A 24743-nucleotide genomic window follows, 5' to 3' on the forward strand; every position below is an offset into this window, starting at 1 on the left:
CTACTGTTGAATAGATTAAAACGGTACAAGGACAAAGTCCTTGTATCGTTTTTTAATTTTTGAAGAGGTTAGAGAACACGTTGAGTATTCACAAAAATATTTAACACCGATACTGATTTGGTTGATCACCAGTAAATGACGGCAAGCCTTTTTATATGAAATGTTTTTCATATGTGTTATAGTATATATGAAAAACATTTCATATAAAAGGGGGCTGCTTATGGTAACAGCATTAATCACGGCAATTTTGTCATACTTAGGGACAACATCGGATTATTTAATGATCCTATTATTGGTTTTCACGCGTTATCAGCAAACAAAACAACGTCAGAATGTGGTAATAGGCGCATATTTGGGTAATTTGGTTTTGGTTATCCTCTCATTACTTGTTGCGATGCTCTTGAAACAGGTACCTGATGAATGGCTATTAGGTTTATTAGGCTTAATCCCAATCTATCTGGGGATTAAAGGGTACTTTTGGCCTAAAGATGAAAGTAACGAAGTGGCAGAACGTTTGTCTGGTATGTCAGCTGGACGTATCATATTGAATGTAATTGTTTTGACGGTTGCAACTTGTGGGGCAGACAATCTAGCCTTGTATATTCCGTATTTTGCGAATTTAAACATGTTATATTTACCGCTAATTTTAGGGGCGTTTATTGTGATATTAACTTTGATTATCGGTTTAGCCTGGTGGGGGTCTAGGCTAAATTTTATCGGTCAGTTGTTTAAACGCTATGGCGAGAAAATTCAATTGGTGATTTATGTTGGTTTAGGCGTTTATGTGATGTTTGAAGCTGGTACGATTCAGTCCTTGCTACATTTGTTATAATAAGGACATGAAAAAAGAAGCAATTAATGAATTAGAGCAAATTTTTAAATTATTAGGCAATAAGCAGCGGTTAACCATTTTAGAGTTGTTGCGCGTTCGGGCGTATCGTGTTTCAGAAATTGTAGACGTCATGCAGATGGAACAATCGGCAATCTCACACCAGTTAAAATTGCTGCGTGAAGCACAACTTGTGCAAACAAAAAAGCAAGGCCGTGAAGTATTATATTGTTTAACGGACTCTCATATCCTAAAACTACTTGATAATGCGATGCAGCACGTCAATCATGTGCTACTACATGAGTCACATGAAGTTTATGAGCTGTCACAACAAAGCCATGATAGTAATGAGTAAGTCGGTAGCGGGAAAATCGTGATAAAGCACAATTCCATCAATCATTTTTGTGGGACGAGGCGCTGGGACGACTTAAGTCAAAGCATCAAACTTATTTTTTTTGGATTACCAATTTGTTTGATAAATGCCGGAAATCTGCTTTGTTACAAAGAATGATGCGCGTCATTGATGCATTTTCTTGCTGACATTAAAAAAAGGTGGTAAAATTTGGATTATTCCAAGAAAGGTGGCAACTTACATGCAGAATAATCAGCAAAACAAGTCAATGACCACCACCTCAACCACATTAATAATTGGTTGGGGTATTTGAGGAACTTGTCGATTGAAAACAGGCACCCAACCGTTTCGCGCTGATGCGACGGCTGGGTGTTTTTATGAGAAATGGACCAAGCGTCGTGACTAAGTCTAACCGTGTGGGATTACTAACACTAGAGGAGTGGAGTAAAGATGGAAAAAGAAGATAAAAATCAGTTACGAGGCGGCCTATCATCTGGGCAAATGCAGATGATTGCTTTAGGGGGCACAATTGGGGTCGGATTGTTTTTGGGATCCGCAACAACGATCGCATGGACTGGGCCTTCAGTCATTTTAGCCTATGGGTTTATGGGCATTATCCTATATTTGGTGATGCGTGCGCTGGGTGAAATCTTATACATTAATCCAAGTACGGGATCGTTTGCTGATTATGCAACGAATTATATTCATCCGGTAGTTGGGTGGCTGACATCATGGAGCAATATTTTTCAGTATATTGTTGTTGGCATTTCAGAGGTGATAGCGGTTGGAACTTATATTGATTACTGGTTTCCAGGGGTTCCAGGTTGGGTTTCTGGTTTAGTTGTGATTATTACTTTAACTTTGGCTAATCTGGTTTCTGTTAAAACTTATGGACGGTTAGAATACTACTTTGCGATGGTCAAAGTTTTGACGATTATTTTGTTAATCATCATGGGCTTACTAATGATTATTTTTGGCCTTGGTAACCATTGGCAGCCGATTGGGTTTAGTAATTTGTGGGCCCATGGTGGCTTTTTCACAGGTGGCATTACTGGGTTTATGTTCTCATTGTCCATCATTGCAGGATCATATCAGGGAATTGAAGTGCTTGGTATTACGGCTGGTGAGGCAGAACAGCCTCGTGAGGCGATTGTGAAGTCGATTCATTCAGTCATCTATCGGATTTTAATTTTCTATATTGGGGCTATTTTTGTGATTGTCACACTTTTTCCATGGAATGAATTGGGAAATATTGGTTCACCATTCGTTGAAACATTTGCCAAAGTTGGTATCGCAGGTGCCGCTTCGATTATTAATTTTGTGGTCTTGACAGCAGCTATGTCTGGTTCGAATTCAGGGATTTATTCATCAAGCAGAATGCTATACAAATTGGGCCAAGACGGCTATGTTTCAAAGAAATTTGCCAAGTTATCTAGTCATCATGTGCCATACGTTGCGATCTTAGCGATCTCATTTGGTATCCTATTAGGGATCTTAATGAATGCAGGGTTAGAATCATTTAGTAAAATTGGGGTGAAGTTGTTTGTTGTGGTTTATAGTTCGTCTGTACTACCAGGTATGGTGCCATGGTTTGTGATTATTTTGAGTGAATTGCGTTTTCGTCGTTCGAACCAACACTTGTTAACTAATCACCCATTAAAAATGCCATTGTATCCATTCTCAAACTATTTTGCATTAATCGCATTGTCAGTGATTTTAGTCTTTATGTTCCTTAACCCAGATACGCGGGTTTCGGTATCAATTGGCGTTGGTTTCTTATTGTTGATGACAATAATTTATTTTATTCAGCGACCAAAACAAAAATAAAATGCTGATTTTGCCTCTACGGTAACGTGGAGGCTTTTTTAAACTCAAAAAACGAAATTCACATAATATTCTCATCTAATCCTCATAATATAAAATATTAAAATTTTTAAGGAAAGAAAAGGGTGGTTATATGAAAAATTATCGTGGTCCGATTGTTGCAGCGTGTCTGATTGTGAGTGGATTGATGATTGTGCCAGTAGGCATGAAGTATCATCAACAACATAGTATTGCTGGTGACAAAAGTGCCCAAGAGAAGGTTAAAAAGTGTGCAGCACAAGCATATCCAGTTAGTATTGTAAAAACTAAAGCGGATAAATCATCCGACACCCAGACAAAAGGCGAAATCACCCCTTATGATGATCAGTTGAAATTCTTGGGTAAACAGCCGGGTAGCATGACGTTAGCTGAAAAATCGGCAACCCCAATTCGGATGACCATTAATTTAGCAGCGCCATCAGCCGTGGAAAGCCATTTCACCCCTGTACCAGATGGGAGTTTGAAAACAGCAGGTGCGATTGATCAGGCTGAAAAAAATGTTGTTGCAGCGCAAGCGCCAATTGTCAAACGAGTTGAAGAAATAACCGGGCAACGGGTGACAAATCAAAAAGGGTATTTGGTCAACGCCTTTTCAATTATGGCTAAGCCGAATATGATTAATGATTTACAGGGTATTTCAGGAGTCAAAGAGGTGACCATTCAAAATGTCTACCAAGCAGCCAATACCAATGATAATGAATTGGCGCAAGTGACTGATGACTGGCGCGCGCAACATGCTGGTGATGGGCGCGGCATGGTTATTGCAGACATTGATTCAGGAATTGACGCTACCCACCCAGATTTGAAATTAACGGCATCAGGTCGGCAGACTGCCAAACTAAGTCCGGCCGCTACTAACTACTTTCACGCCACATTGAAATATGGGCGTTATGAATCAGAAAAAGTGCCTTTTGCCCATAATTATGCCGATAATATTGATGCACAAAGTGAGCTCAAAGATAATGGGCAAACTGGTGAGCACGGACAACATGTGGCAGGTATTTTAGCTGCGAATGGTCAAGTAACCGGAGTAGCACCAGAAGCGCAATTGTTAGATATGAAAGTGTTTAGTAATCATCATGCCGGCGCCACGACGGACGCCATTGTTGATGCTATGGAAGACTCAGTCAAAATGGGCGCGGATGTGTTGAATTTGTCACTAGGCGCACCCTTAACTAATTACTCAGCATTGATGCCGGAAAATGTGGCAGTGAGTCGGGCCGCCAAACTAGGGGTTGTCACGGTGGTGGCAGCATCTAATTCTGGTCGCGCATCAGGCAATTTGAATGATTTACATACGAATGCGCACAATCCAGAAGAAGATATTTCAATCAGTGGGATGGCGGCCTCAAAAGATGCCATTGCAGTAGGCGCTATGGAAGGTACACAGAAGCATGTCATTTCAACGACCATTACAACGGACTTACATAAAAATTTAGGGGGTGATACAATCGCTGTTACAGTGTCACCAGATATTCCAGAGCAGTTTTGGCAAGTCGACCATAAATTAATTGATAACGGTCGATGTGTGTCTTATACCCATGATCATGGATTAGATATTCCAACTGAAGCAGCTGAGGGGACCAAGCAAGCTGAAAGTGGAGACTCTGGAATTGATTCTGGCACAGATGTGGGGAAAATTAAGATTGTTGGTTATAATTCAGCCATCCCATTTGAACAATATCAACTAGTCGGTGCAGGTAAAAAAGCTGAAGCGGTTATTTTGATTGACGATCAAGATCGAGCCTTACCGGCTAGTAAAAAAATTTCGCATGTTGATAGTCAACACTGTCCATTAATATTTATGACGAAACAAGCAGGGAATCAATTGTTAAAAGATTTACGTACTAACACGCCTCATTATGAAGAAAAAGCAAAATCAGATAATGGGTTACACGATAAAGCAGAATTGGGGCATGTCATGCTGAGCAAACCAATAACGACGGTTGTCAGTAATGAATCTAAAGGCAAGATGAGCACTTTTACATCATGGGGATCGACACCGGATTTGACCTTGAAGCCTGATATTACAGGAATCGGTGGTAATATTTGGTCCTTGTCAAATCAAGGTTATGCTCAAAAAAGCGGGACCAGTATGGCCAGTCCGTTTGTTGCTGGAACGGTAGCACTAATTAAGCAACAAGCTAATCAAAATCATGTTAATTTAGGTCAGGGTAGCGCTAAATTTGTGCAAAATATCAAAGGCGTATTACAAAATACAGCTGCGCCAGTAAAAGACACAACTAATGGGACTTACTTCTCGCCCCGGCAACAAGGTGGCGGTCTCGTGCAAGTCGATCGAGCCACGCAAGCAAATGCGGTGATTACTAATGCCAATGATGGTCATACAACAATTGATCTTAAAGCCTTTAGAACCAAGGAAAAAACATTTAAGATTAAAATTCAAAATGTGACCCAGGTGAAGCAAAACTATCATGTGGCAGCACTTGGGAATGTACAAACAGAAGTCCGAACCACCGACTGTTCAAAGGTGAATACGACGGGACTCAGAACATTGCTAGATAAAGGTGGCAATTCTACCGGTGAGACTGTTAATTTGAATGACGCTGACATATATTATTATCGCGATGAGAAACCTTTTTTGGATCTTGTGAGTGAATCTACGGTTAATGGGGCCCAGGTTAATCTGCAAGGGAATAACATCACACTGGCCCCGGGACAGGAGAAAATTATTGACGTGACATTGACGATTCCGAATACGTTTACTGAGAATAATTGGATTGAAGGGTATCTTCAAGTTACAGCGACTCAAAAACCTGGTGTAATAGAAAGTATTCCCTATTTTGGATATTACGGTGATTGGGATGCAGGTAAACCGATTGATAAGCCGGCATCAGAAAAAGGGTCAATCAAAGGGTATGGTTATCTGGCTGATGAAATGAATGGTCACCCATTGGCAACTTTGAATACAAAAGTGGTATCCCGTTCAGGTGATGTCAATTATACTTGTGACAATGAGCATGCTGCGGTTACTTTTAATCATAGTGGTGTGAACAGGGCATTGGATATGGAATATATGTTACGTTGGATGCGTTCAATTGATGTGGATGTGATGAGTGCGGATAAGCAACAGGTGTTGAGACATTTAGCAACATATCAGCAAACACAACCCGGTCGAATCGATACTGAATGGAATGGCATGTTGCCAGACGCACTAACAGGACAAAGTAAATATGCGCCAGATGGTGTGTACTACATTCGAACTGTTGCGGTAACCCTTGATGGGGCAAAAACACAAACTGTCTATCGCAAGTTGACAATTGATAATTGTTGTCCGAAAGCAAAAAATGTGCATTTAAAGTGGCAAAAAGATGGTGTTCACCTGAGCGGAGAAATTGATGAAAAAGGGTCCGGGATGAATAACTTGACCAATGTACAAAGCGGTGGGTCACTTAGCTATCGAATTAATACTATCGTGGGAGCACATTATTTTAATTCACCCTTTGATGAACAGCAATCAGGATGGTTGAATGGGCATTTCGATACCCTGATAAATACATCAGCCGTTAAAAATTTGAAAGCCAAAGATAATGTTGTTGAAATTTCCCTTCGTGATCGGGCCGGTAATGGTTCTTGGTTTGAAAATAAGTTGACCTTGCCAGTTGAAGGTACAACAGCAACACAAGAAAAGATTACAGCGCTGAATCACCACTTAGATGTGACTTATCATGGCGAGTCTTTTTATGAAGAAGAAACAAAGCGTGTTTATACACCAGTGGGTCACATGTTGGAGCAATTTGCTAATCCTATTGAACCAAAGAAAATCAACGCTTATCAGCTCAAAACGCTTGATGTAAATTATTGGTCAATGACATTAGATGGGACGTGGCAAGGTAAACAGCCATTTACTATTACCGCATATAATAGTGATAATCAACCAATTGATCAGGTTAAAGTAACAGCAACTAATACGCATTGGCAAACACCGATTAAAATTGGGCGTTTTGGCTATATCACATTTAAAGACACCCAACAGCATGAAATTCATCAACCAATTGTACCTGAAATTCAGAAGGAGGATATTTTAGAGAGCCGACTGGATGCTGATAAAATGGCGCAAGACACCGGTGGTAAGTGGGTGAAACGTGGTGATGAGCAGGTACTGGTTGTGCCAAATGAAACTGATAAATTAAAAGTGACAGGGAATTTTACCGGCCACTTACCAGGTCAACAGTTAATTTATAATAGTCAAGTACTCGATGCAGATACCCATACGATTCGGGTAACAAAACCCGAGTGGACTAATAACGCCCAGGGCATTAAGCAATTACAATGTTATTGCGGGGCACAGGGTGTTGAAAAATACATCACCCCTTCGCCTGTTAATCACGCCGGGGAGATTAATGCCCAAGTTAATCTTTGGGATGCTCAGCAGCTGACCAATTTGCGAGAATTTAATCGGCTATTTAACGATCCGTTAGCTAAGGTACAAAACTATGAGGGTGCTGGTAATCAAGGTGATAACCAAAATGGTTGGCAAACCATTACTGTGATAGGTTATGAACCAGAATTTAAAACAATCACGGATCGATATGGTGATGTCCCTAATTACAAACAGATTTCCAATCCGTTTGAACCATTAGCAAAATATCTCTGGGAGCTTGAAGACTTACAACAAACCTTTACTTTTAACGTCTATCGTTTACCAAAGGGTGAAAAGTTGACCCACGTTAAAGACTCGGGGCAGCAGGTGAGGAAATTCTACCATTGAAACCAGAACACACCGCCGATGCCCTGGGATTGACTGAGGACAATCCAGTCCTTGTTTCTGGTGTCAATCAGGTGATAACACCAGATAATGTATTGAATCGTCAGGGTGAAATGACTGTGTATAATCCATTTACCCAGGATTTGACGTTGACAGGGATTGCAAGACCATCAATCAAGCATTTGCAAATTGTGCTAAATGATGCGGATCCTAAAGCAGCAGCTAACGCAGTAACCATTAATCAAGATGGTAGTTTTAAGTTTGTTGCTCACCACATACCCCCAATTTGTGAACGGTACTTTGTCATGACCTATGATCAAACGATTTTGGGTGTGACGCAGTCTAAAACCGAAGAAAAGGTCGTTAAAATTAATCTTGGCATGCCAGTTTTACAATTTGATACAAGTGGGCCACATCAGAAATGGATTCAAAAAACAGGCTCGCATCATTTTGATGTTTATACAACGGATTTGAAATTTACAGTCAGTGGAAAAATTTCGGCCTATAATACGGGGGTCGCAATTAATGTGAATGGCGAAAATATCTTTGTTGGTCAGACAAATTGGAATGAAGCCAGTCGTTATGGGACGTCATATCTAGATTTTGCACCAGAACATTTCAGTAAGGAATATGCGTTACAGAAGAACAGTTGCACGCATTATTCGGTTGACCCATATCAACTCAGCGATACCCAAAATCATGGTCAAAGTTATGACATTACCGTTCATCAAATTGGGCAGTAACTGATTTAAGTGCTTTGCTATATGCGTAATGTGCGGAGTGATAAAGAAAAACGCTTGACGTCTATGAGATACGTCAAGCGCTTTTTTAATGAAGTTTGATTAACAACAGCGTTCGATGGCAGCGTATATCGATGACGTGATGCTGTTTAATAGAAATTAACGCCTAGTTTGTTCAATTGCCTGTCGAATTTCATCCACCACGGCTGCCGTTTGATCACCCATTTGGACGCCAACAAGGGTAAATAAGGTATCGACAATCGTGAGTTGGGCAATGAGGGATGACATCGATTCACTACGGATATTAACCTCTTCGGCGGCACTGGCGAGCACTAAGTCGGAATTTTTTGCGAGTTCTGAATTAGGGAAGGCCGTGATAGCAATGATTTTAACGCCATGCGCCTGAAGATGTTGCATCACAGCAAGCGTATCGTGATTGCGACCTGAATGTGAGATAACGACAGCTACGTCGTCGGCATTCATTCGAACCGCCTGCATGACTTGAATGTCATAATCAGGATGTTGAAAGCTATCGATCGGGGTGCGCAAGAATTTGTGGTAAGCATTGAAGGCAACGATTGATGACCCACCAATTCCAAAGAAACCAACTTTACGTGCGGCAACAATCCAAGCAGCGGCTGTCGCAAAATTTTCTTTATCTGAAATATCAAGGGTTGACGCAAGTGCATTCTCAGCGCCTGAGAAGACCTTTTGTACGATAGCTTTGCGGTCGTCCCCCTCGCTGATTTCGCCAAAAAAGGTATTGTTATTGGGCACAATAATTGCCAAACTTAATGAAAATTCACGGAATGAATTATAGCCCACGCGCTTAACAAATCGTGAAATCGTGGCGGTTGAAAGACCAGTAGCATCAGCCATCTCTTGAATTGTCATGGTTTTAGTTGCTGCCTCATGTGTTAAAATATAATCCGCTATTTTGGCATCAGATCCGTTGAGCTGACTACGAAATGAACGAATGCGAGAAAAACCACTTTGTGCCATTACTAAATCTCCGTTTCCAAATTATCTGTAATTTATTGTACACTATATAGGAAAGAAACATTAGCATAGTAAGTGAAAATTTAAACAATGTAAAAAATTTACACTATTACTACTTGAAAAAAGTAAAGATGTTTCATATAATAAAAGCATACTTAAAAGGAAAAGGTAATTAAGCATGAAGTTAGCATTGATTGGTCTTGGTAAAATGGGACTTGGTTTGGCTGAAAACGCAGTAGATAATGGGCACGAAATTGTTGCCTATGATTTGAACACTGATTTCGTTAAGGCAGCGACTGATTATTCAGATAAGATTTCAGGGGCAACTGACCTTGATGATATGTTGGCTCAATTGCCATCACCAAAGGTTGTTTGGGTTATGGTACCAGCTGGTGTCCCAACGAACTCAACAATTGATACATTGATTGAGAAGATGGACGCTGGAGATATCATTATCGATGGTGGAAACTCAAACTATAAGGATAACTTGGAGCAAAACAAGCGGACAACTGCTGCTGGTATCAAGTTGTTTGATGCTGGTACTTCAGGTGGTATGGAAGGTGCCCGTAATGGTGGTAACTTCATGATTGGTGGCGATGATGCACAAGCATGGCTAACAATCGAACCATTGTTCAAGTCAATTGCCCAAGAAAATGGTTACCTTTACACTGGTCGCTTGGGATCAGGTCACTACTTGAAGATGGTTCACAACGGAATCGAATACGGTATGATGCAAGCCATCGCCGAAGGTTTCGAAATTTTGGAAGCCTCACAATTTGATTATGACTATGAAGCAGTTTCAAAGCTATGGAATAACGGTTCAGTTATTCGTTCATGGTTGATGGAATTGGCAGAAGAAGCCTTTGCAAAGGATCCAAAGTTGTCAGCCATTGCTGGTCGGATGCATTCATCTGGTGAAGGAAAGTGGACAATTGAAGAATCATTGGACTTGCAAGTGCCAGCACCAGTAATCGCCTTGTCATTGATGATGCGTTACCGTTCAATGCAAGACGATACCTTTACAGGCAAGGTTGTATCAGCATTGCGTAATGGCTTTGGTGGTCACGCAATGGATTCAGCTAAGTAATTAATAAATACAAAATGCGTTAACCGATTAAATTTTTTTTACGAACGTAGTAGTAAAAAGAGTGATAAGTGCAATTGATGTGCATATTGAATCGGCAAAGCAACGTGAATGATGAGTGGGGAGCAAAAAGAGTACATCGTATCAACGATGTACTCTTTTTCTTTTTAGTCAGTGATAAAGTTGTGATGTGACGTTTGTCCGGAAAAATGGACAGAATTAATTCATAGTTTCACCATACTAGGCGACTTCTTTTTGGTTAGCGCACAAAATGAACATATTTTTCATAAAGCCACAGTAAAATGTCCTATAAATCGGAATAAACAAAAAATAAGTAAGATACATTTGTTCGGCATAATTAAGACCGTAAACAAAACACAGTCGATATTCGCCGAATTAATGAGGGGAGCGACGAATTAATTAAGGAGATTTGATTACATGGCTAAATGGAAAAATGCGTTATTATTAGGAACATTGGTAATTCCAATGGCGGCGGGATCAATTGAAGGGGTTGCTGATGCTGCGTTGAAGGGTAGTCGACCAAATGCAACTGATGTGGTTGTCCACAAGTATGTTACGGAGACACTAAGTAATACGACCAAGGCGAGTTATTACTTTGGAGACGGAAATACAAATACAACTGGTGCCTTTGGTAACAGCGACTTTCAAAAAGCGGGTACTGGTTATGGCTTTACAGCTTTCCAAATTCCGGATTCAGCAATTAAGGGTTATGAGACAGCGAGTGATAAGCCAAAGATTAGTACCGAAGACGCTTTTACAGTTGGTGGTACGACATATAAGTGGTCAGATGTATTAGAAGCTAAAAAAGTAACGCCTAGTGATGCAACCTATCAACAAGGAAATACCTCAACAAAGAAGAGCCAATACACAATCGCGGTGAAATCATCAGTGATTGATACATTGACCTATGCAGGACTGATTGCAGCGATCGATAGCATTGATGTAAACGCAACGAAGCAGGTGCAAACGACAGATGGTACAGGTGATGCATCATTTAATGATTTAGTGAACGGTAACTGGATTGTGATGGAAACAACGTCACCAGCAGACGTTGCCCAAGATGGGCGTGCAGTGCCAATGGTCTTGCACTTACCAATGGTTAACCCTGCCGGGGCTGAAGCTGGCACTGATTATTGGTTCGATGGTAGTGGTGTGGCCTTACAATTGTACGCTAAGAATTACAAGACTAAGGGTGATTTGACCGTTGTTAAGTACGATTCGGATGATTACGCAAGCAAGACCAATGCTAAGCGAATGGCTGGTGCTGGTATTCAGTTGTTCCAAGGCGATGCGGCTGCGGTGCAAGCTGCATTGCAAACAGGTGCTGGAAAGGCATTATTGAAAGCAGCCAATACGACTAAAAGTTCGACCGACCTCCAAGCTTTGCAAAATTTCATTATTGAGAATGGTGGCACTTTGGTGGACTATAAAGTGACTACAGGTTCAGGTAACGCCAAGGCCCACTTTACTAATTTAACACCTGGTCAAACGTATCACTTTGTCGAGTTGATTGCGCCTGATAATGGCGTAACACCTGGAGATAAAGAGCATACACAATTTATTCTTGATGGGACAGTTAAAAGTGTTACATTGAGCAATGCTGATGCTGCTGAGGCAAATACTGATGGTGGCCTTGTTGGTGGGGCATTGAAGTATGTTGGCTCACACGTTGATCTTGTCAACGATGATTTCTCAGTTGAAAAGAAAGTTAACGTAAAGGGAAATGCTGCGGCAGATTCGACAGGTTCACCGTTTGATAACGGTAAGTTTGAAGCGATTGATGATAACTTAGGGGTAGCCCGTGGACAAGTGTTCCAATGGGCAATTCGTTCAGAAATCAATAATGCAAGTAAGTTAAAGCAATATGATATTGTCGATGACATGCCGTATCAAGTCAACGTGAATGATATGGTCATCGGGTTGACTATCAATGGGACTTACACGTCATTGATTAAAGCCACAAATGAGACTACCGATAATTCATATAATAACGGTGGTGATTCTGGTCATGGACTTGGCTATGATTCTGATTTAGCTTCAGATGGAAAAGTTTCATTTGCATTGACTGAGGCAGGTAAAGCATACTTTGAGGCGAAAGGTGTTTGGGCAGAAGGAAACGACGAAAATACTTTTGTCAAAACGATGATTCGCGTCCATGGTACGACATCTACTTACGCCTTTGATGCTGAAAATCGTGCTGTTGAGTCACACACAAATGGGCAATTAACAATTGAAACTAAGGAGGCCTTCCGAAATATTATTGGTGATCAATTGAGCTATCTTGATGTGACACTGAATGTACAAACAAATTCAGCAGCTCAAGTTGGCGCAATTGATAACAAGGTAGGCTTGAATGTTGAAAACGATTACGATCGTGTGCAAGCAGAGGATACATCTAAAACCTTTGAGGCTGGTTGGGAATTCAAAAAGACTGATTCAGATGGTGCTGCCTTAGCTGGCGCTGGATTTGACTTAGCATATGAAGTGACAGCTGATAATATTAACCAGATCAGACAACAATTATTAGGCACAACTAATCTAGGGACTGCAGTTTCTAATGCGACGCTTGATAAGATGGCTGAAGCTAAGGGTGTTTCCAGAGAAGAAGTTGTTACTTATCTACAAGGACAAGCGGCTAACTTAGCAATTGGACAAAAGGTTTACTTTACGCATCTATCAATGGATGGTAATAATCAGCCAGTGATTGAGATGGCTGGCATGACATCAATTGCACCAATGGGTGATGTTTTCTGGACAACTGAGCCAACATGGGCAACAACGCATAAGACAGGCAGTGACGGTTACTTCCAATACTGTGGGTTACCAGCTGGACAATATACGTTGATTGAATCAATTGTACCGTCAGGGTACACAAAGATGGCTGATAAACAATTTTCACTCGGTGGCGAGACGGCAGCGCCTGGGTTCCCATTCTTGACATCTTCAATAGGCAATATGCTCAATTCTGATGATAAAATCACAGGGGATTTCACCGGCAACCATGTTGAAATTAAAAACTATGAGAAGTCAATTTTCCCAGTAACTGGGGCGATTGGATTAGTAATGATGATTTTGACTGGTGCCTTAGCCATGGCGTATGCGTTAGTTAAGCGTAATAAGCAGGCTAAAATGTAATCAACAATAAGAAACAATGTCACTTAAATTCTCTATTTAATTAGGATTGTAATCGCAATCTGCAAAAAGCACAAAGGTTCAACCTTTGTGCTTTTTTGTGTTCTTAAGGCGACAAATGACGATAGATATGAAATTCACACTTTGCACATAATATCCGAAAAGTCAGACTTTATCCTTAAAAAAGACACATTTTTCAAAATTCGAGCGTATTTTATCAGCAATCTCTTTACAGAAAGTTAGTGGGATACCCTAGTTGCGTTTGCGATACTTATTGACGTAGGAAAAGTACGGAAAATCGGACACTTCAATAATAGGGAGTATGAATATGCAAAAGATAAAACGGAAAAGAATGATTAAACGGGGGCGTGTCTTAACAGGACTATTTACAATGTTAGCCCCGTTAGCGATAAATCTTGGTTTAATCGGACAAACTGTGATTGCACAGTCAACTGAATTGGTCCAAGATCAACGGTTAGTTGTGACATCTCAGGCAAAACAGAAAAAACAAGAGACAACGTGGACTTTTGATTTTAAACGCACTGATGCGACAGCCCAATGGATTAGTGCCGACTTTGATTTTGTCGCAGCTGGATTAACTGATGTACAAGTCACGCTAGATCAAGAAAAGCTAGCGTTAAATGATAATCAGGTTGACTTTGAGGCTAATCAAGAGAAGCATACGTTGATTGTCACGGCAAAATCAACAACGAATGAGACACGCAAAATTGAATTACCGATTACATTTGGTTTGTATGCTGATCAAATGAAGACCACTAACTTGTTGGCTGAAAACAACCAATCAGTGATCGCAAGTTTGGAATTCAAAACAGTGCAAAGTACTACTCAAACTCAAATGACTCAGAGTGACTCAGCTGTACCATTAGTGGGACCGGCCCCAGAAGAAGCTGGTACTGGCTATCTGACAAGTGATCCACGCACGGCATTTGCGAGTCTACCAACGGTTGATTCAAACAAAATTGAGGCCGTATTGATTGATAAGAAAACTTCAACCACACCAAATGCTGCCAATGGGAAAACAAATCCGAATAATTTCCAAGCATGGGCGAAGAAAACAAATAATAGTCTTAAATTGACTAATTCACCTGACGGTATCGGTGGTGGTGATGCACCGTATGGTTATTCTGGCTCATCAGAAGAGATTGTGGTGGCACAAAAATTTGATGCCACAATTGGAAAGATTGATGGTGGAACAGCTGGAATTGTCCCTGGACAAGCTACATCTGGTGGATCGGTTACATTTAGTGAAGTAAAGCGTAAATATCACAATCAATACGAAAATAATGAAACAGCCCAAAAAGGAAATAAGTCATCATACTTTGTGAGCTTTAAAAATACTACTGCGATGTCAGGCTTTGAAATGAGTGTCGTTTATGACAAAGTTGGAAACTATGTAGATTCGACTGGTCAAGCACATGCAATTGGTGCAGTGATGCATATTTCAAATGTTAAGCCGGCGGCCGGTGACACACTTGTTTCGGGCGTGTCACAATTCCGATTTATTGATATTCCAAATAACCTGTATTCAGGGTTGGTTTATCAAGGGATTGCATCATTAGATATTGAAATTAGTTTCTATACGATGGCCGTTAAGGAAGGAAAAAGTACCTTCGAAAAGCGCATTGACGTTAATAAAAAGACTGTGACTGAGAATGGGGCAACCAAGCAAGTGTCTAAAGCACAACTTACTTTCTCATCATTAAATAATTTTGGTAGTCAAAGTGGGACATTCTCATGGAATGAGACCGATTTTGGGATTGATAAAGCGTCATGGAATAAGTCAAAGTGGGCCGAATCGGTTAGCAAGCTAAACGGTGACGCTACTGATAAAACACCAAATTTGAGTGAGAAATCAGCGATGCATAATGACGGTGGTAAATGGTATTCGTCAACACACGGTTATTATTTTCCTAAATATCCGATTACAGGTTCGACTGATAACTGGGTGTCTGATGCAAATAACCGCTGGGTCGACGAACTTGGTTCATTAACTTTTGAACGTGGTTCATTATCATATCCGATTACAGGTACAAATTATCAATTTACATTATCATCGGGAACTGGAAATACTTGGCAATCAATAACAAGTGCCGCCAACGTTGTTTTGGACTTACCTAGTCCGAAGAAAACAGTGACCCGCTCTGATTTAACTTATGTACAAGCAACAGCAGGTAAGCGCCAATCAGATGCGACAGCTGCGGCAAATAATGACACGTCACAAGAAAAATCAACACCATATACACCATTAAATGATGGGAATGGGCTAGATGCTGGAAATGATGCTTCAACGTTGGACTTAAACGATGATGCCCATTTAACAGCTGATGCAGATTCTAAATTGAACTTTGATTACTGGATTTTCCAACCCACTTATGTGATTGGCGTTGATTCGGTGGCAAAACCAAAGATGTTGAAAGTGACTGATGTATTACCAGCAGGGATTGAATATGTTGACGTTGAAGTATTTAATACTGATGGCACAAAATTGGTTGATTACGCGAATGCGGCAAATAAAGGTTATACAGTGACAACGAGTACGGTTAGTGGCACTGGTCAAACGAAAGTTACGATTAATTTGACGACTGGTGGCTTACGCAAGGCTGAATTCAATGGTGGTGATTTGGCCTTTAAGATTAAGGTTAAAACACCGGCAGCTCCAGAAAAGTATCTGGAATTTGTAAATACCGCTGATGTCTGGACTTCAGAATCAGCAAGTAAGACTACAAATGACGTTAAGAACAGTATTCGACCATCAGCCGGTTTGACAATTAAAAAGACGGATGTAACGAATACAGTAATTACAAATCCAAAGGGGCTTGAATTCACGCTGATACAAGTTAAAGCTTGGAATTACAAGAAAAATGAACCGTCTGCAGAAGCATTTACACCAGTTGTAAAAACCACTTCAACGACGATTGGCAGTTCAACTTGGGAATGGCGTGATTTAAAGCCAGGTCAGTATGAATTGTTTGAAAAGACAGCGCCAGAAGGTTATCAGATTGAGGGGGATGGGAAATACCTAATTAATATTGATAAAGATAAGAAAATAACATCAGTCGATGGTAAGTTAACATTCACTACGATGCCAACGACAAAATGTTGGCCACCAGTATCAACTGAAACGATGTACCTCAGCTCAGTGAAAAATGAATCAATTGAAGAATCATATTTCCCTAAAACTGGGTCAATTGGTTTAGTGGCCTTTCTGTTAATTGGTACGGGAATAATTGCGTTTGCTCTTGTTAAGCGCGTGCGACGTTAGGAGATTAAAATGAAAAATTTAAAAAACCTGGCAATGATTGTCACACTCGTCATACCATTTTTGGTAGCAACGGTACAACCAATCTTTGCCACAACAAAAACAGATCGACCGACTCAAACAGAAGTCGTTGTACATTCGATTGCCGACTTTTCTGAACGGGAAAAGTTAAATAAAGCGATGTACTGGGGAAATGGAACGGAACAAGGTTTCACGGATGCAGTCAAAGAATATGAAAAAAATACAGGCTTAAAGACCGATTGGCGACCGCAAACGAATAATTTCTTCCGTGCGTTACGTCTGCCAGATAATGCAGTTGTGACAAAAACTGATAAAGACGATAAAGACTTAAAGCCAAAAATTTCGGATGCTTATATCGGATGGCTTGAGGTTAATGAATCAGAATCTGGGGAACGTGAGCACGTTAAGTGGTCTGATGTCCTAAAACCAGTGAAGGTTGAACGTAATTATGGTGGTACGCCAACAGTTGGAAGCAATTTTGACGACAAATCAAATAAGATTAATCAATGGACAATTGGTTATGTACATGACAATGGTGATACCGAACTTAAATTATTGATTGGTTTGAATCGCATTATTCGTGAAGCAACCGTTGATTATTGGGAAAATAAAGGCTTAACACAAGCTGAAGTGATTAAAATTTCTGATCCGACTGACGCTGAAGGAAATACAAAGTTCAAGTTAGCAAATGGGCAATGGATTATTGAACAAGCGTTAACTGAGAACATGGACAAGTCATTGATTTCAACGTTCTCAGTGCCAATGTTCATTAGTTTGCCAATGATGAATCCGACAGCGAAAAACAATGCTGATTCAAATTATTGGTATGATGCAACGGGGAACAATTCCTTGCATCTTTATGCCAAACAGTATGACCCAACAACCATCAAAGTTGCAAAGACAAATGCTGAAGATGGTAAGCCGATCAAAGACGTTCGGTTTTTGATGATGCGAAAAGATTTGTTTGTCAATTATTTTAAGGGGGACGTCAATGCAGCTTTAGAAGCCTTAGATAGTGCTATTAAAAAAATCATTGCTGACTTAAAGGACCATCCAGATCAAACGGATCAAATTCTTGACCGCTATTTGAAGCAATACGTTGGGGCAGCGGGCAACCCATTATATGCCGCACGTAAGACGGATAAGAATGGCATTGCAACCTTTAGTTCAAGTGGTGATGAAGCCATTTACAACTTGGATACTTGTTCAAACTATTATATTGCTGAAATCTATGCCCCTGAACCATACTTGATTGATTCAGCGGCAACTGGTGACTCAGTCGCCAATTATCCTAATATTCATGAAATCGAAATTGAAAAATATTATGAATCAGATGGAAATACAATTCTGGTCGGAGAAGGAACAACTGATTTCGGTGATTACGATCGACCAACGGTTGATAAGGCCGTTAAAGTCAATGGAAAAACTTTTGGCTTGAATGAAAAAAATACTGGTGACCAAAGTGAAGGCGTTGCTCGTGGGCAAATCTTCCAATGGATTATTAACGCAAGCATTAATCAAAATATTGGTTCATATACGAAATATGAATTGTTAGACACGATTCCTTATAATTCAAATTGGACTGATGCGACTTTGTCGTTGACGTATACGGACAAAAACGGCAAGCAACAATCAATCTCATTGTTTGAAATGATGCAAAACCTTTATCCGCGAAATGCAGAAGGTGTGGCAGCTATCGAACATGCTTCGGGTGAGGGAATTGCTTATACCAACAATCAAGCTGGTTCAACGGTCAATAATTTACAAATTGGTTATAATCAACAGACTGCACCAACGGTGAAGGCTGTGAATGCTGAATTGAGTGGTGCTGAAGGCATTGAATTAGCTGGGCGGACATCAATCTACACATTCGATAGTAATAATCGAACAGTTGATAAAAAGCAACCAGTTGAGGACGGTTACGCACAATTAACGTTAAATGCTGAGCTTCGGACATGGTTATCAAATAAGATGACTGCTTTGCTCGAAGAAGGCGCCAAAAACGGTTCTTGGCACTTAAATTGGACACTTGATGCATTTGCCAATACAGCCGCACAATCAAGTGATTTAGTGAATACGATTGATTTAAGTTATCAAACAACTTTTGATAGCGGAAGTGACCGTGATAAGACGCATACTTTCACTGCTGGTTGGGAAATTGTTAAAACTGATGGTAATCCTGTATTGAAGCAAGATGTCATTACTAATGGTTTGGCCGGTGCTGGGTTCAATCTTGGTTATCAAGTAACAAAGGATAATTTGTCAACAATCGTTAAGGCGTTATATTCTGCGGCGGCTTATCCAACTTATAGTCATACCGCTTCAGACAACGATATTGCGCAACTAAAAGTCGATGTTCAAGCTGGTAAAGTACGCTGGGTTTACTTCATGCATTTGGATGTTGAAACGCAAATGCCAATGAATATGATGCATTCGGGCTCACATTCGGTCATGGGTGACGTTATTTGGACTTTGGATGAAAAGAATGCGACAACGCATACATCAGGTACTGATGGCTATCTTCAATACTGTGGTTTGGCTAGTGGTGAATATCAGTTGAAGGAGGTTATTACACCAGAAGGCTATCAAACATTGAAAGCACCATATAATTTCACTTTGACGCGTCAAGAAAAGGGAATTATCAATGGTCAGGCTGGTGATGGTGATATCTTCGTCGCCAATTATAAAGAAGGGGCGCAGGCACTTTTGCCAAAGACAGCCGGCGTTTGGATGTTAGGTATCATCTTAGTTGCAATTGTTGCCTTCTTACTTGCTAATGCAGCAAAGTTAAAAGAAAAAATGCAATGATAAATCGGCTAGTAGTAGCGATATGTGATTAATTGAATGCTCGAAATGGTGTGCATATTTTGCACACCATTTTTTATGTTCTATCACTCAGTTTGAGCTTTCTTTTTAAGTGGTATAAGGTGAATTGATATTGAATATCAGGGTGAGGTTAAGCCATTCGATCTTGTTCGACAATCGTTACGAGGCGCATTGTTTGGTGAGGATTTCAGTACGTGGTATATTCAAAATAGGAGGGCGTAATCATGGAAAAATATGATGTTTTGTTTATTGGTGCTGGTCAGGCTGCATGGAATGGTGCCATTCCAATGGCTCAAAAGGGATTGCGGGTGCTAGTGATTGAAAAAGATAAGTTTGGTGGCGTTTGCTCAAATCGGGGGTGCAATGCCAAAATTCTTTTAGATCGCCCATTTTTATTGAAGCATATTACAGACCAGATGCAGGGACGAGTTTTTGAAAATCAGTTAACGGTTAACTGGGCTGATTTAATGGCTGTGAAGCAGCAGGTAATTGGCGCTCAAGACGCCAATAATCGGAATAAATTGATTCGAAATGGGGTCACGGTTATTCGTGGTGAGGCTAAATTCATTGATAATCAGACGGTTCAGGTGCATGATACCGACTATACGGCCGACAAGATTGTCATTGCTGCTGGTACGCGCCCGCATCAATTGACGATTGTTGGCAACGAGTACTTACATTTTAGTGATGATTTCTTGGATTTACCAGAAATGCCAACCCGATTGACATTGATTGGTGGTGGCTTAGTCGCGACTGAATTGGCATCAATTAGTGCCGAAGCTGGTGCGAAGGTAACGATGATTGTTCGCGATGCCCAGCTACTGAAAGGTTTCTATGAAAAGTATGTCACCACTGTGACCGCTGCACTTCAAGCATTAGGGGTTGAAATTTTGTACCAAACAACGCCTTCAAAGATTGACCAGACCGACGATGGCTTGGTCATTACGACAAATAATCAACAATTGTCGCCAGTCGATTACATCGTTGATGCAACGGGGCGCACATCAAATGCGGATCAACTTGGGTTAGAAAATACAGATGTCATTTGCGATGAAAATGGTTGGGTAAAGGTGAATGCGTACTTGCAAACGAATGTACCTCAGATTTATGCAACTGGTGATGTCACGAATCATCAACAGCCAGACATCACACCGGTGGCAGCTTTTGAGTCTAAGTATTTAGGGCATGTCTTTACCCATGAAATTGATACACCGATTGTCTATCCAATCGTGCCACGTGTGGTGTTCACAATTCCTCGATTAGCTCAGTTTGGTGTCATGCCAGTTGGTACGATTAGTGATGGTGTCGATGAAAATGGTCATACAATCAAACAATTACCAAGTCAAAATGATTGGTTTAAATTGATTCAAAATGAAACAGCGAGTGAAATCACGTTAGTTTATGATCAAGCGGGATATTTAATTGGTGCGGCAGCAGTTGGTTATGCTGCTGAAGATGAAATTAATGGGTTGTTACCTTATGCCCAATTAAAAATGGATCGTCAAGCGATGGACCAATTTGTATGGCTGTTCCCAACGTTACAATACATGACCTCTCGTAACGTTTAAAGAGTACTATCCATACATGACTGATAATTTCAGAGTATATTTTTAGTTATAAAGCATATCGGGCAGTCTCTTGAGGCTGCTTTTTTATTATGGGTAAATATGGCGCATATGCGTTCAGGCGACCATTCCTACCGCTACAAACTTAAAGACAAAGAAGCGGGTTGGTGGTCAATTGAAGCAAAATGACAGCTGGACAAAACGCAATAAATGGTGCACAATTTAATTGTGTTAATTAATGAGCGATAGTCAATCAAAGGGTTGCTTTTAATAGTTTTAGTACGTAGTTAATTAATTAACCAGTGCAGAAAATGAAATTGATTGGAATGGAAGCAATTATATGCAATTTGATTTAGAAAATCTCTCTTTAGACAGTCACTTATGCTTTAATCTTTATGTCACATCACGGGCAGTTCAACGGCTCTATAATCCACAGCTTAAGGCTTTGGGATTAACGTATCCTCAATATCTTGTTTTAGTGAGTTTATCGGAGCAACCAGTAATGACGGTGAATGAGATTGGTCACTTGCTTGACCTTGAATCAGGAACGTTGACACCTTTGTTGAAACGGATGGAAAGCATCGGCTTTATTTCGCGGTCGCGTCGTCATGATGACGAGCGGGTGGTACAAATTGAACTTTTGCCAGCCGGTCGAGCTAAACGTCAAGAAGCATTGATGTTGCCAAAGATGTTAGTCGAAAAAAGTGGCTTAAACGAAGAAGAGTGGCATGATTTATTTAACTTGACCGCTAAGTTGTTTCATAATTTGTCACAAGAATAAGCACTAACGTTGATGATGTATTGCATTAGAATCAAATTATTGGAGGAGAATCATGATGACATATCAATTTGATGTTTTATATTTGGGTAGTGGGCATGGCACATTTGATGGTGCTATCCCGTTAGCAGCTAAAGGTTTGCGTGTGGGTGTGATTGAAGCAAATAAAATTGGTGGTACCTGTCCAAATTATGGCTGCAACGCAAAAATTCTATTAGATGCCCCTGTGCAATTGCAACGCGAATTTGAGCGATTAAATGGCCATGGGATTTCAGGACAAGTACAAATCGACTGGGCAGCTGATGTTAAACATAAGGATATGGTTATTCAAGATTTGCCAGCGATGATTGCAGGCGGATTGCGCGAGCAGGGGGTTGAAATCATCCATGGTCATGGTCGGTTTGTCGATGCCCATACAGTTACAGTTGATGGGAAAGAATACACAGCTGAAAAAATTGTGATTGCAACCGGATTACGGCCAAAGCCATTGACGATTGAGGGACAAGCGTATGTTCATGATTCAACCGATTTTATGGCGCTCGATCATATGCCTGATAAGTTGGTTATTATTGGTTCAGGCTATATTGCGTTAGAATTTGCGACAATTGCAAATGCAGCTGGGGCACAAGTCACCGTCTTATTCAATCATGAAGCAGGATTAAAACAATTTCACCAACCATATGTTGAACTGGTTTTGTCAGACTTAATTCAACGTGGTGTGACAATTGTTCGTGATGTTAAAACACAAGCGATTCAATCCCAAGCAGATCATTTAATTGTGGTGACTAATCAATCGACTTATGCAGCTGATTGGATTTTAAACGCAACCGGTCGGATACCAAATACTGATGAATTAGGATTAGCAGCGATTGGCGTTCAAACGACTGAGCAAGGGATTGTCGTCAATGATCATCTGCAAACGACCGTGGCAAATATTTATGCATCTGGGGATGTGTTGGACAAAAAGCAACCAAAGTTAACGCCAACGGCTATTTTTGAATCACTATATTTGATGCGTCAATTTGCAGGAATGACCGATCAAGCGATTGATTATCCAGTGATTCCAACGGTTGTCTTTACGTCACCACGAATTGCGCAAGCAGGTATTTCGGTCTCTGAAGCACAAGCAATGCCTACCAAATATGAGATTAAACGAAATAAAATCAGTGATAGTTGGTATCGACAGGTCACACAAGAAACGGTGGGTGAAAGTACGCTCATCTTTGACCGTGAAAGTGGTCATTTGGTTGGGGCGATTGAAGTTTCTGCTCAAGCAGACGATGTCATCAATACGCTCTTGCCAGCAATCGAATTTGACTATACCGCTGAGCAATTGAACCGTTTGGTACCTTTGTTCCCATCAATTACAAGTGATGCTTTAGGCATGCTCTAAAGGGGTAGAAAATGGTTAAAGGATTATTACTGGTAAATTTGGGCACACCTGATACATTTGCTACGTCAGACGTTCGTGCTTATTTAAATGAGTTTTTGTCAGATCCTAACGTTATCAAAATGCCGAAGTGGCTGTGGCAACCGATTTTACATCGGTTTATATTGCCGACACGCTCATGGCATTCAGCAGCATTATATGAACGGATTTGGGACCGAGGCGAATCGCCCTTGAGAAAGTATACACGTTTGCAGGCTGAGCAAGTACAAGCACAATTACCTGATTGGATTGTGAAGTATGCCATGACATATCGTATGCCACGTGTGATTGATGAATTACATGCTTTAAAAGCAGCTGGGGCTGATAAAATTGTTGTTTTACCATTGTTTCCGCAATATAGTGCAACGACAACTAAAACGATTGAAGAACAAGTTGCTGCCAGTGGTGTCGAGGCACAAGTGATTAAAAATTTCTATGCGCACCCCAAATATCTTGACTTACTGGCGAAAAACATTGCAGCGCGTTGGCAAACGAAACAATATGATAAATTATTATTGAGTTATCATGGTTTACCTACGTCATATATTCGCCAAGGTGATCCATATTTAGAACAAGTCAATGCAACGACGACTGGAATTATGTCCCGCATGCCTGATTTAAATGCTGATAATACAATGCAAGTCTTTCAGTCTAAATTTGGACCAATGCCCTGGTTAAAACCATATTTAAAAGCGACACTGGCACAATTACCGATGCATAATGAACGACGTGTATTAGTTGCTTTACCAGCCTTTGTTGCTGACTGTATTGAAACGCTAGAAGAGATTCAAGTTGAAAATCATGATGAGTTTCTGGCGATGGGCGGCGAACTGTTCGATGTTGTTCAACCATTTAATGATAGTTTGGCTTTTACTGATTTATTAGTAACTTTGGCCAGGGATACTTTGAATTAAAACCAACGGCCTGTAAGATGCAACATATTGTTAATGTGAGTGATTAATCACTTAGTAATGTAACAATTGCATGCAGGCTTTTTTGGATATTAATTTAAATTGTTTGAAATAGACGAGTTAGGGCGTTGTGATAAAATTATTTCCATGGAAAGCTTACGTAAATATGGAATAGTGGTGTATG

14 protein-coding genes are annotated in these 24743 nt (G+C 40.5%); 13 read left to right on the forward strand and 1 reads right to left on the reverse strand.

Going from position 1 to position 24743, the window contains the following annotated elements; all coding sequences use genetic code 11:
* The first annotated feature begins 220 nt into the window (after positions 1-220).
* The 5 genes from H9L19_RS04090 to H9L19_RS04110 all read left to right on the forward strand — a co-directional run bounded on the left by H9L19_RS04090 (position 221) and on the right by H9L19_RS04110 (position 8516).
* A complete protein-coding gene (locus tag H9L19_RS04090; protein WP_187529856.1) occupies positions 221-832 on the forward strand; it encodes a cadmium resistance transporter in 612 nt (203 codons plus the stop codon).
* Between the two features lie 7 nt (positions 833-839).
* Positions 840-1184: an ArsR/SmtB family transcription factor gene (locus H9L19_RS04095; RefSeq protein ID WP_187529857.1), complete on the forward strand. Its 345-nt coding sequence runs from the start codon at positions 840-842 to the stop codon at positions 1182-1184.
* 447 nt (positions 1185-1631) lie between these two features.
* Complete coding sequence (locus H9L19_RS04100) at positions 1632-3008, forward strand: amino acid permease (RefSeq protein ID WP_187529858.1); 1377 nt, start codon at positions 1632-1634, stop codon at positions 3006-3008.
* A 130-nt stretch (positions 3009-3138) separates the two neighbouring features.
* Positions 3139-7776, forward strand: a complete 4638-nt coding sequence (locus tag H9L19_RS04105) for a S8 family serine peptidase (protein ID WP_187529859.1) — start codon at positions 3139-3141, stop codon at positions 7774-7776.
* Positions 7773-8516, forward strand: coding sequence for a hypothetical protein (locus H9L19_RS04110; protein ID WP_187529860.1), 744 nt, complete (start codon positions 7773-7775; stop codon positions 8514-8516). The genes H9L19_RS04105 and H9L19_RS04110 overlap by 4 nt, the downstream gene beginning before the upstream one ends.
* 156 nt (positions 8517-8672) lie before the next feature.
* On the opposite strand, the gene H9L19_RS04115 is transcribed toward H9L19_RS04110, so the two are convergent.
* Positions 8673-9515 (reverse strand): MurR/RpiR family transcriptional regulator, encoded by an 843-nt coding sequence (locus H9L19_RS04115; protein ID WP_187529861.1) that lies wholly within the window; start codon positions 9513-9515, stop codon positions 8673-8675.
* A gap of 175 nt (positions 9516-9690) precedes the next feature.
* Between H9L19_RS04115 and gnd the strand changes: the two genes are divergently transcribed.
* The 8 genes from gnd (at position 9691) to hemH (ending at position 24562) form a co-directional block, all read left to right on the forward strand.
* Positions 9691-10599 carry a phosphogluconate dehydrogenase (NAD(+)-dependent, decarboxylating) gene (gene gnd / locus H9L19_RS04120; RefSeq protein ID WP_187529862.1) on the forward strand — a complete coding sequence of 303 codons (909 nt, stop codon included), beginning with the start codon at positions 9691-9693 and terminating at the stop codon, positions 10597-10599.
* Between the two features lie 435 nt (positions 10600-11034).
* Positions 11035-13752, forward strand: coding sequence for a prealbumin-like fold domain-containing protein (locus tag H9L19_RS04125; RefSeq protein ID WP_187528468.1), 2718 nt, complete (start codon positions 11035-11037; stop codon positions 13750-13752).
* Positions 13753-14077: 325 nt separating this feature from the next.
* A complete protein-coding gene (locus tag H9L19_RS04130) occupies positions 14078-17032 on the forward strand; it encodes a SpaA isopeptide-forming pilin-related protein (protein ID WP_187528469.1) in 2955 nt (984 codons plus the stop codon).
* A 9-nt stretch (positions 17033-17041) separates the two neighbouring features.
* Positions 17042-19858: a prealbumin-like fold domain-containing protein gene (locus tag H9L19_RS04135; RefSeq protein WP_187528470.1), complete on the forward strand. Its 2817-nt coding sequence runs from the start codon at positions 17042-17044 to the stop codon at positions 19856-19858.
* A gap of 242 nt (positions 19859-20100) precedes the next feature.
* A complete protein-coding gene (locus H9L19_RS04140; RefSeq protein ID WP_187528471.1) occupies positions 20101-21444 on the forward strand; it encodes a dihydrolipoyl dehydrogenase family protein in 1344 nt (447 codons plus the stop codon).
* Between the two features lie 337 nt (positions 21445-21781).
* Positions 21782-22222 (forward strand): MarR family winged helix-turn-helix transcriptional regulator, encoded by a 441-nt coding sequence (locus H9L19_RS04145; protein WP_187528472.1) that lies wholly within the window; start codon positions 21782-21784, stop codon positions 22220-22222.
* Between the two features lie 49 nt (positions 22223-22271).
* The gene (locus H9L19_RS04150; protein WP_420832599.1) at positions 22272-23612 is read left to right on the forward strand and encodes a dihydrolipoyl dehydrogenase family protein; all 1341 of its coding nucleotides are present in this window, start codon (positions 22272-22274) and stop codon (positions 23610-23612) included.
* 11 nt (positions 23613-23623) lie between these two features.
* On the forward strand, positions 23624-24562 hold the full coding sequence (gene hemH, locus H9L19_RS04155; protein WP_187528474.1) for a ferrochelatase: 939 nt from the start codon (positions 23624-23626) through the stop codon (positions 24560-24562).
* Positions 24563-24743 lie beyond the last annotated feature (181 nt).

The sequence above is a fragment of the Weissella diestrammenae genome (genome assembly GCF_014397255.1).
GTDB lineage: Bacteria > Bacillota > Bacilli > Lactobacillales > Lactobacillaceae > Weissella > Weissella diestrammenae.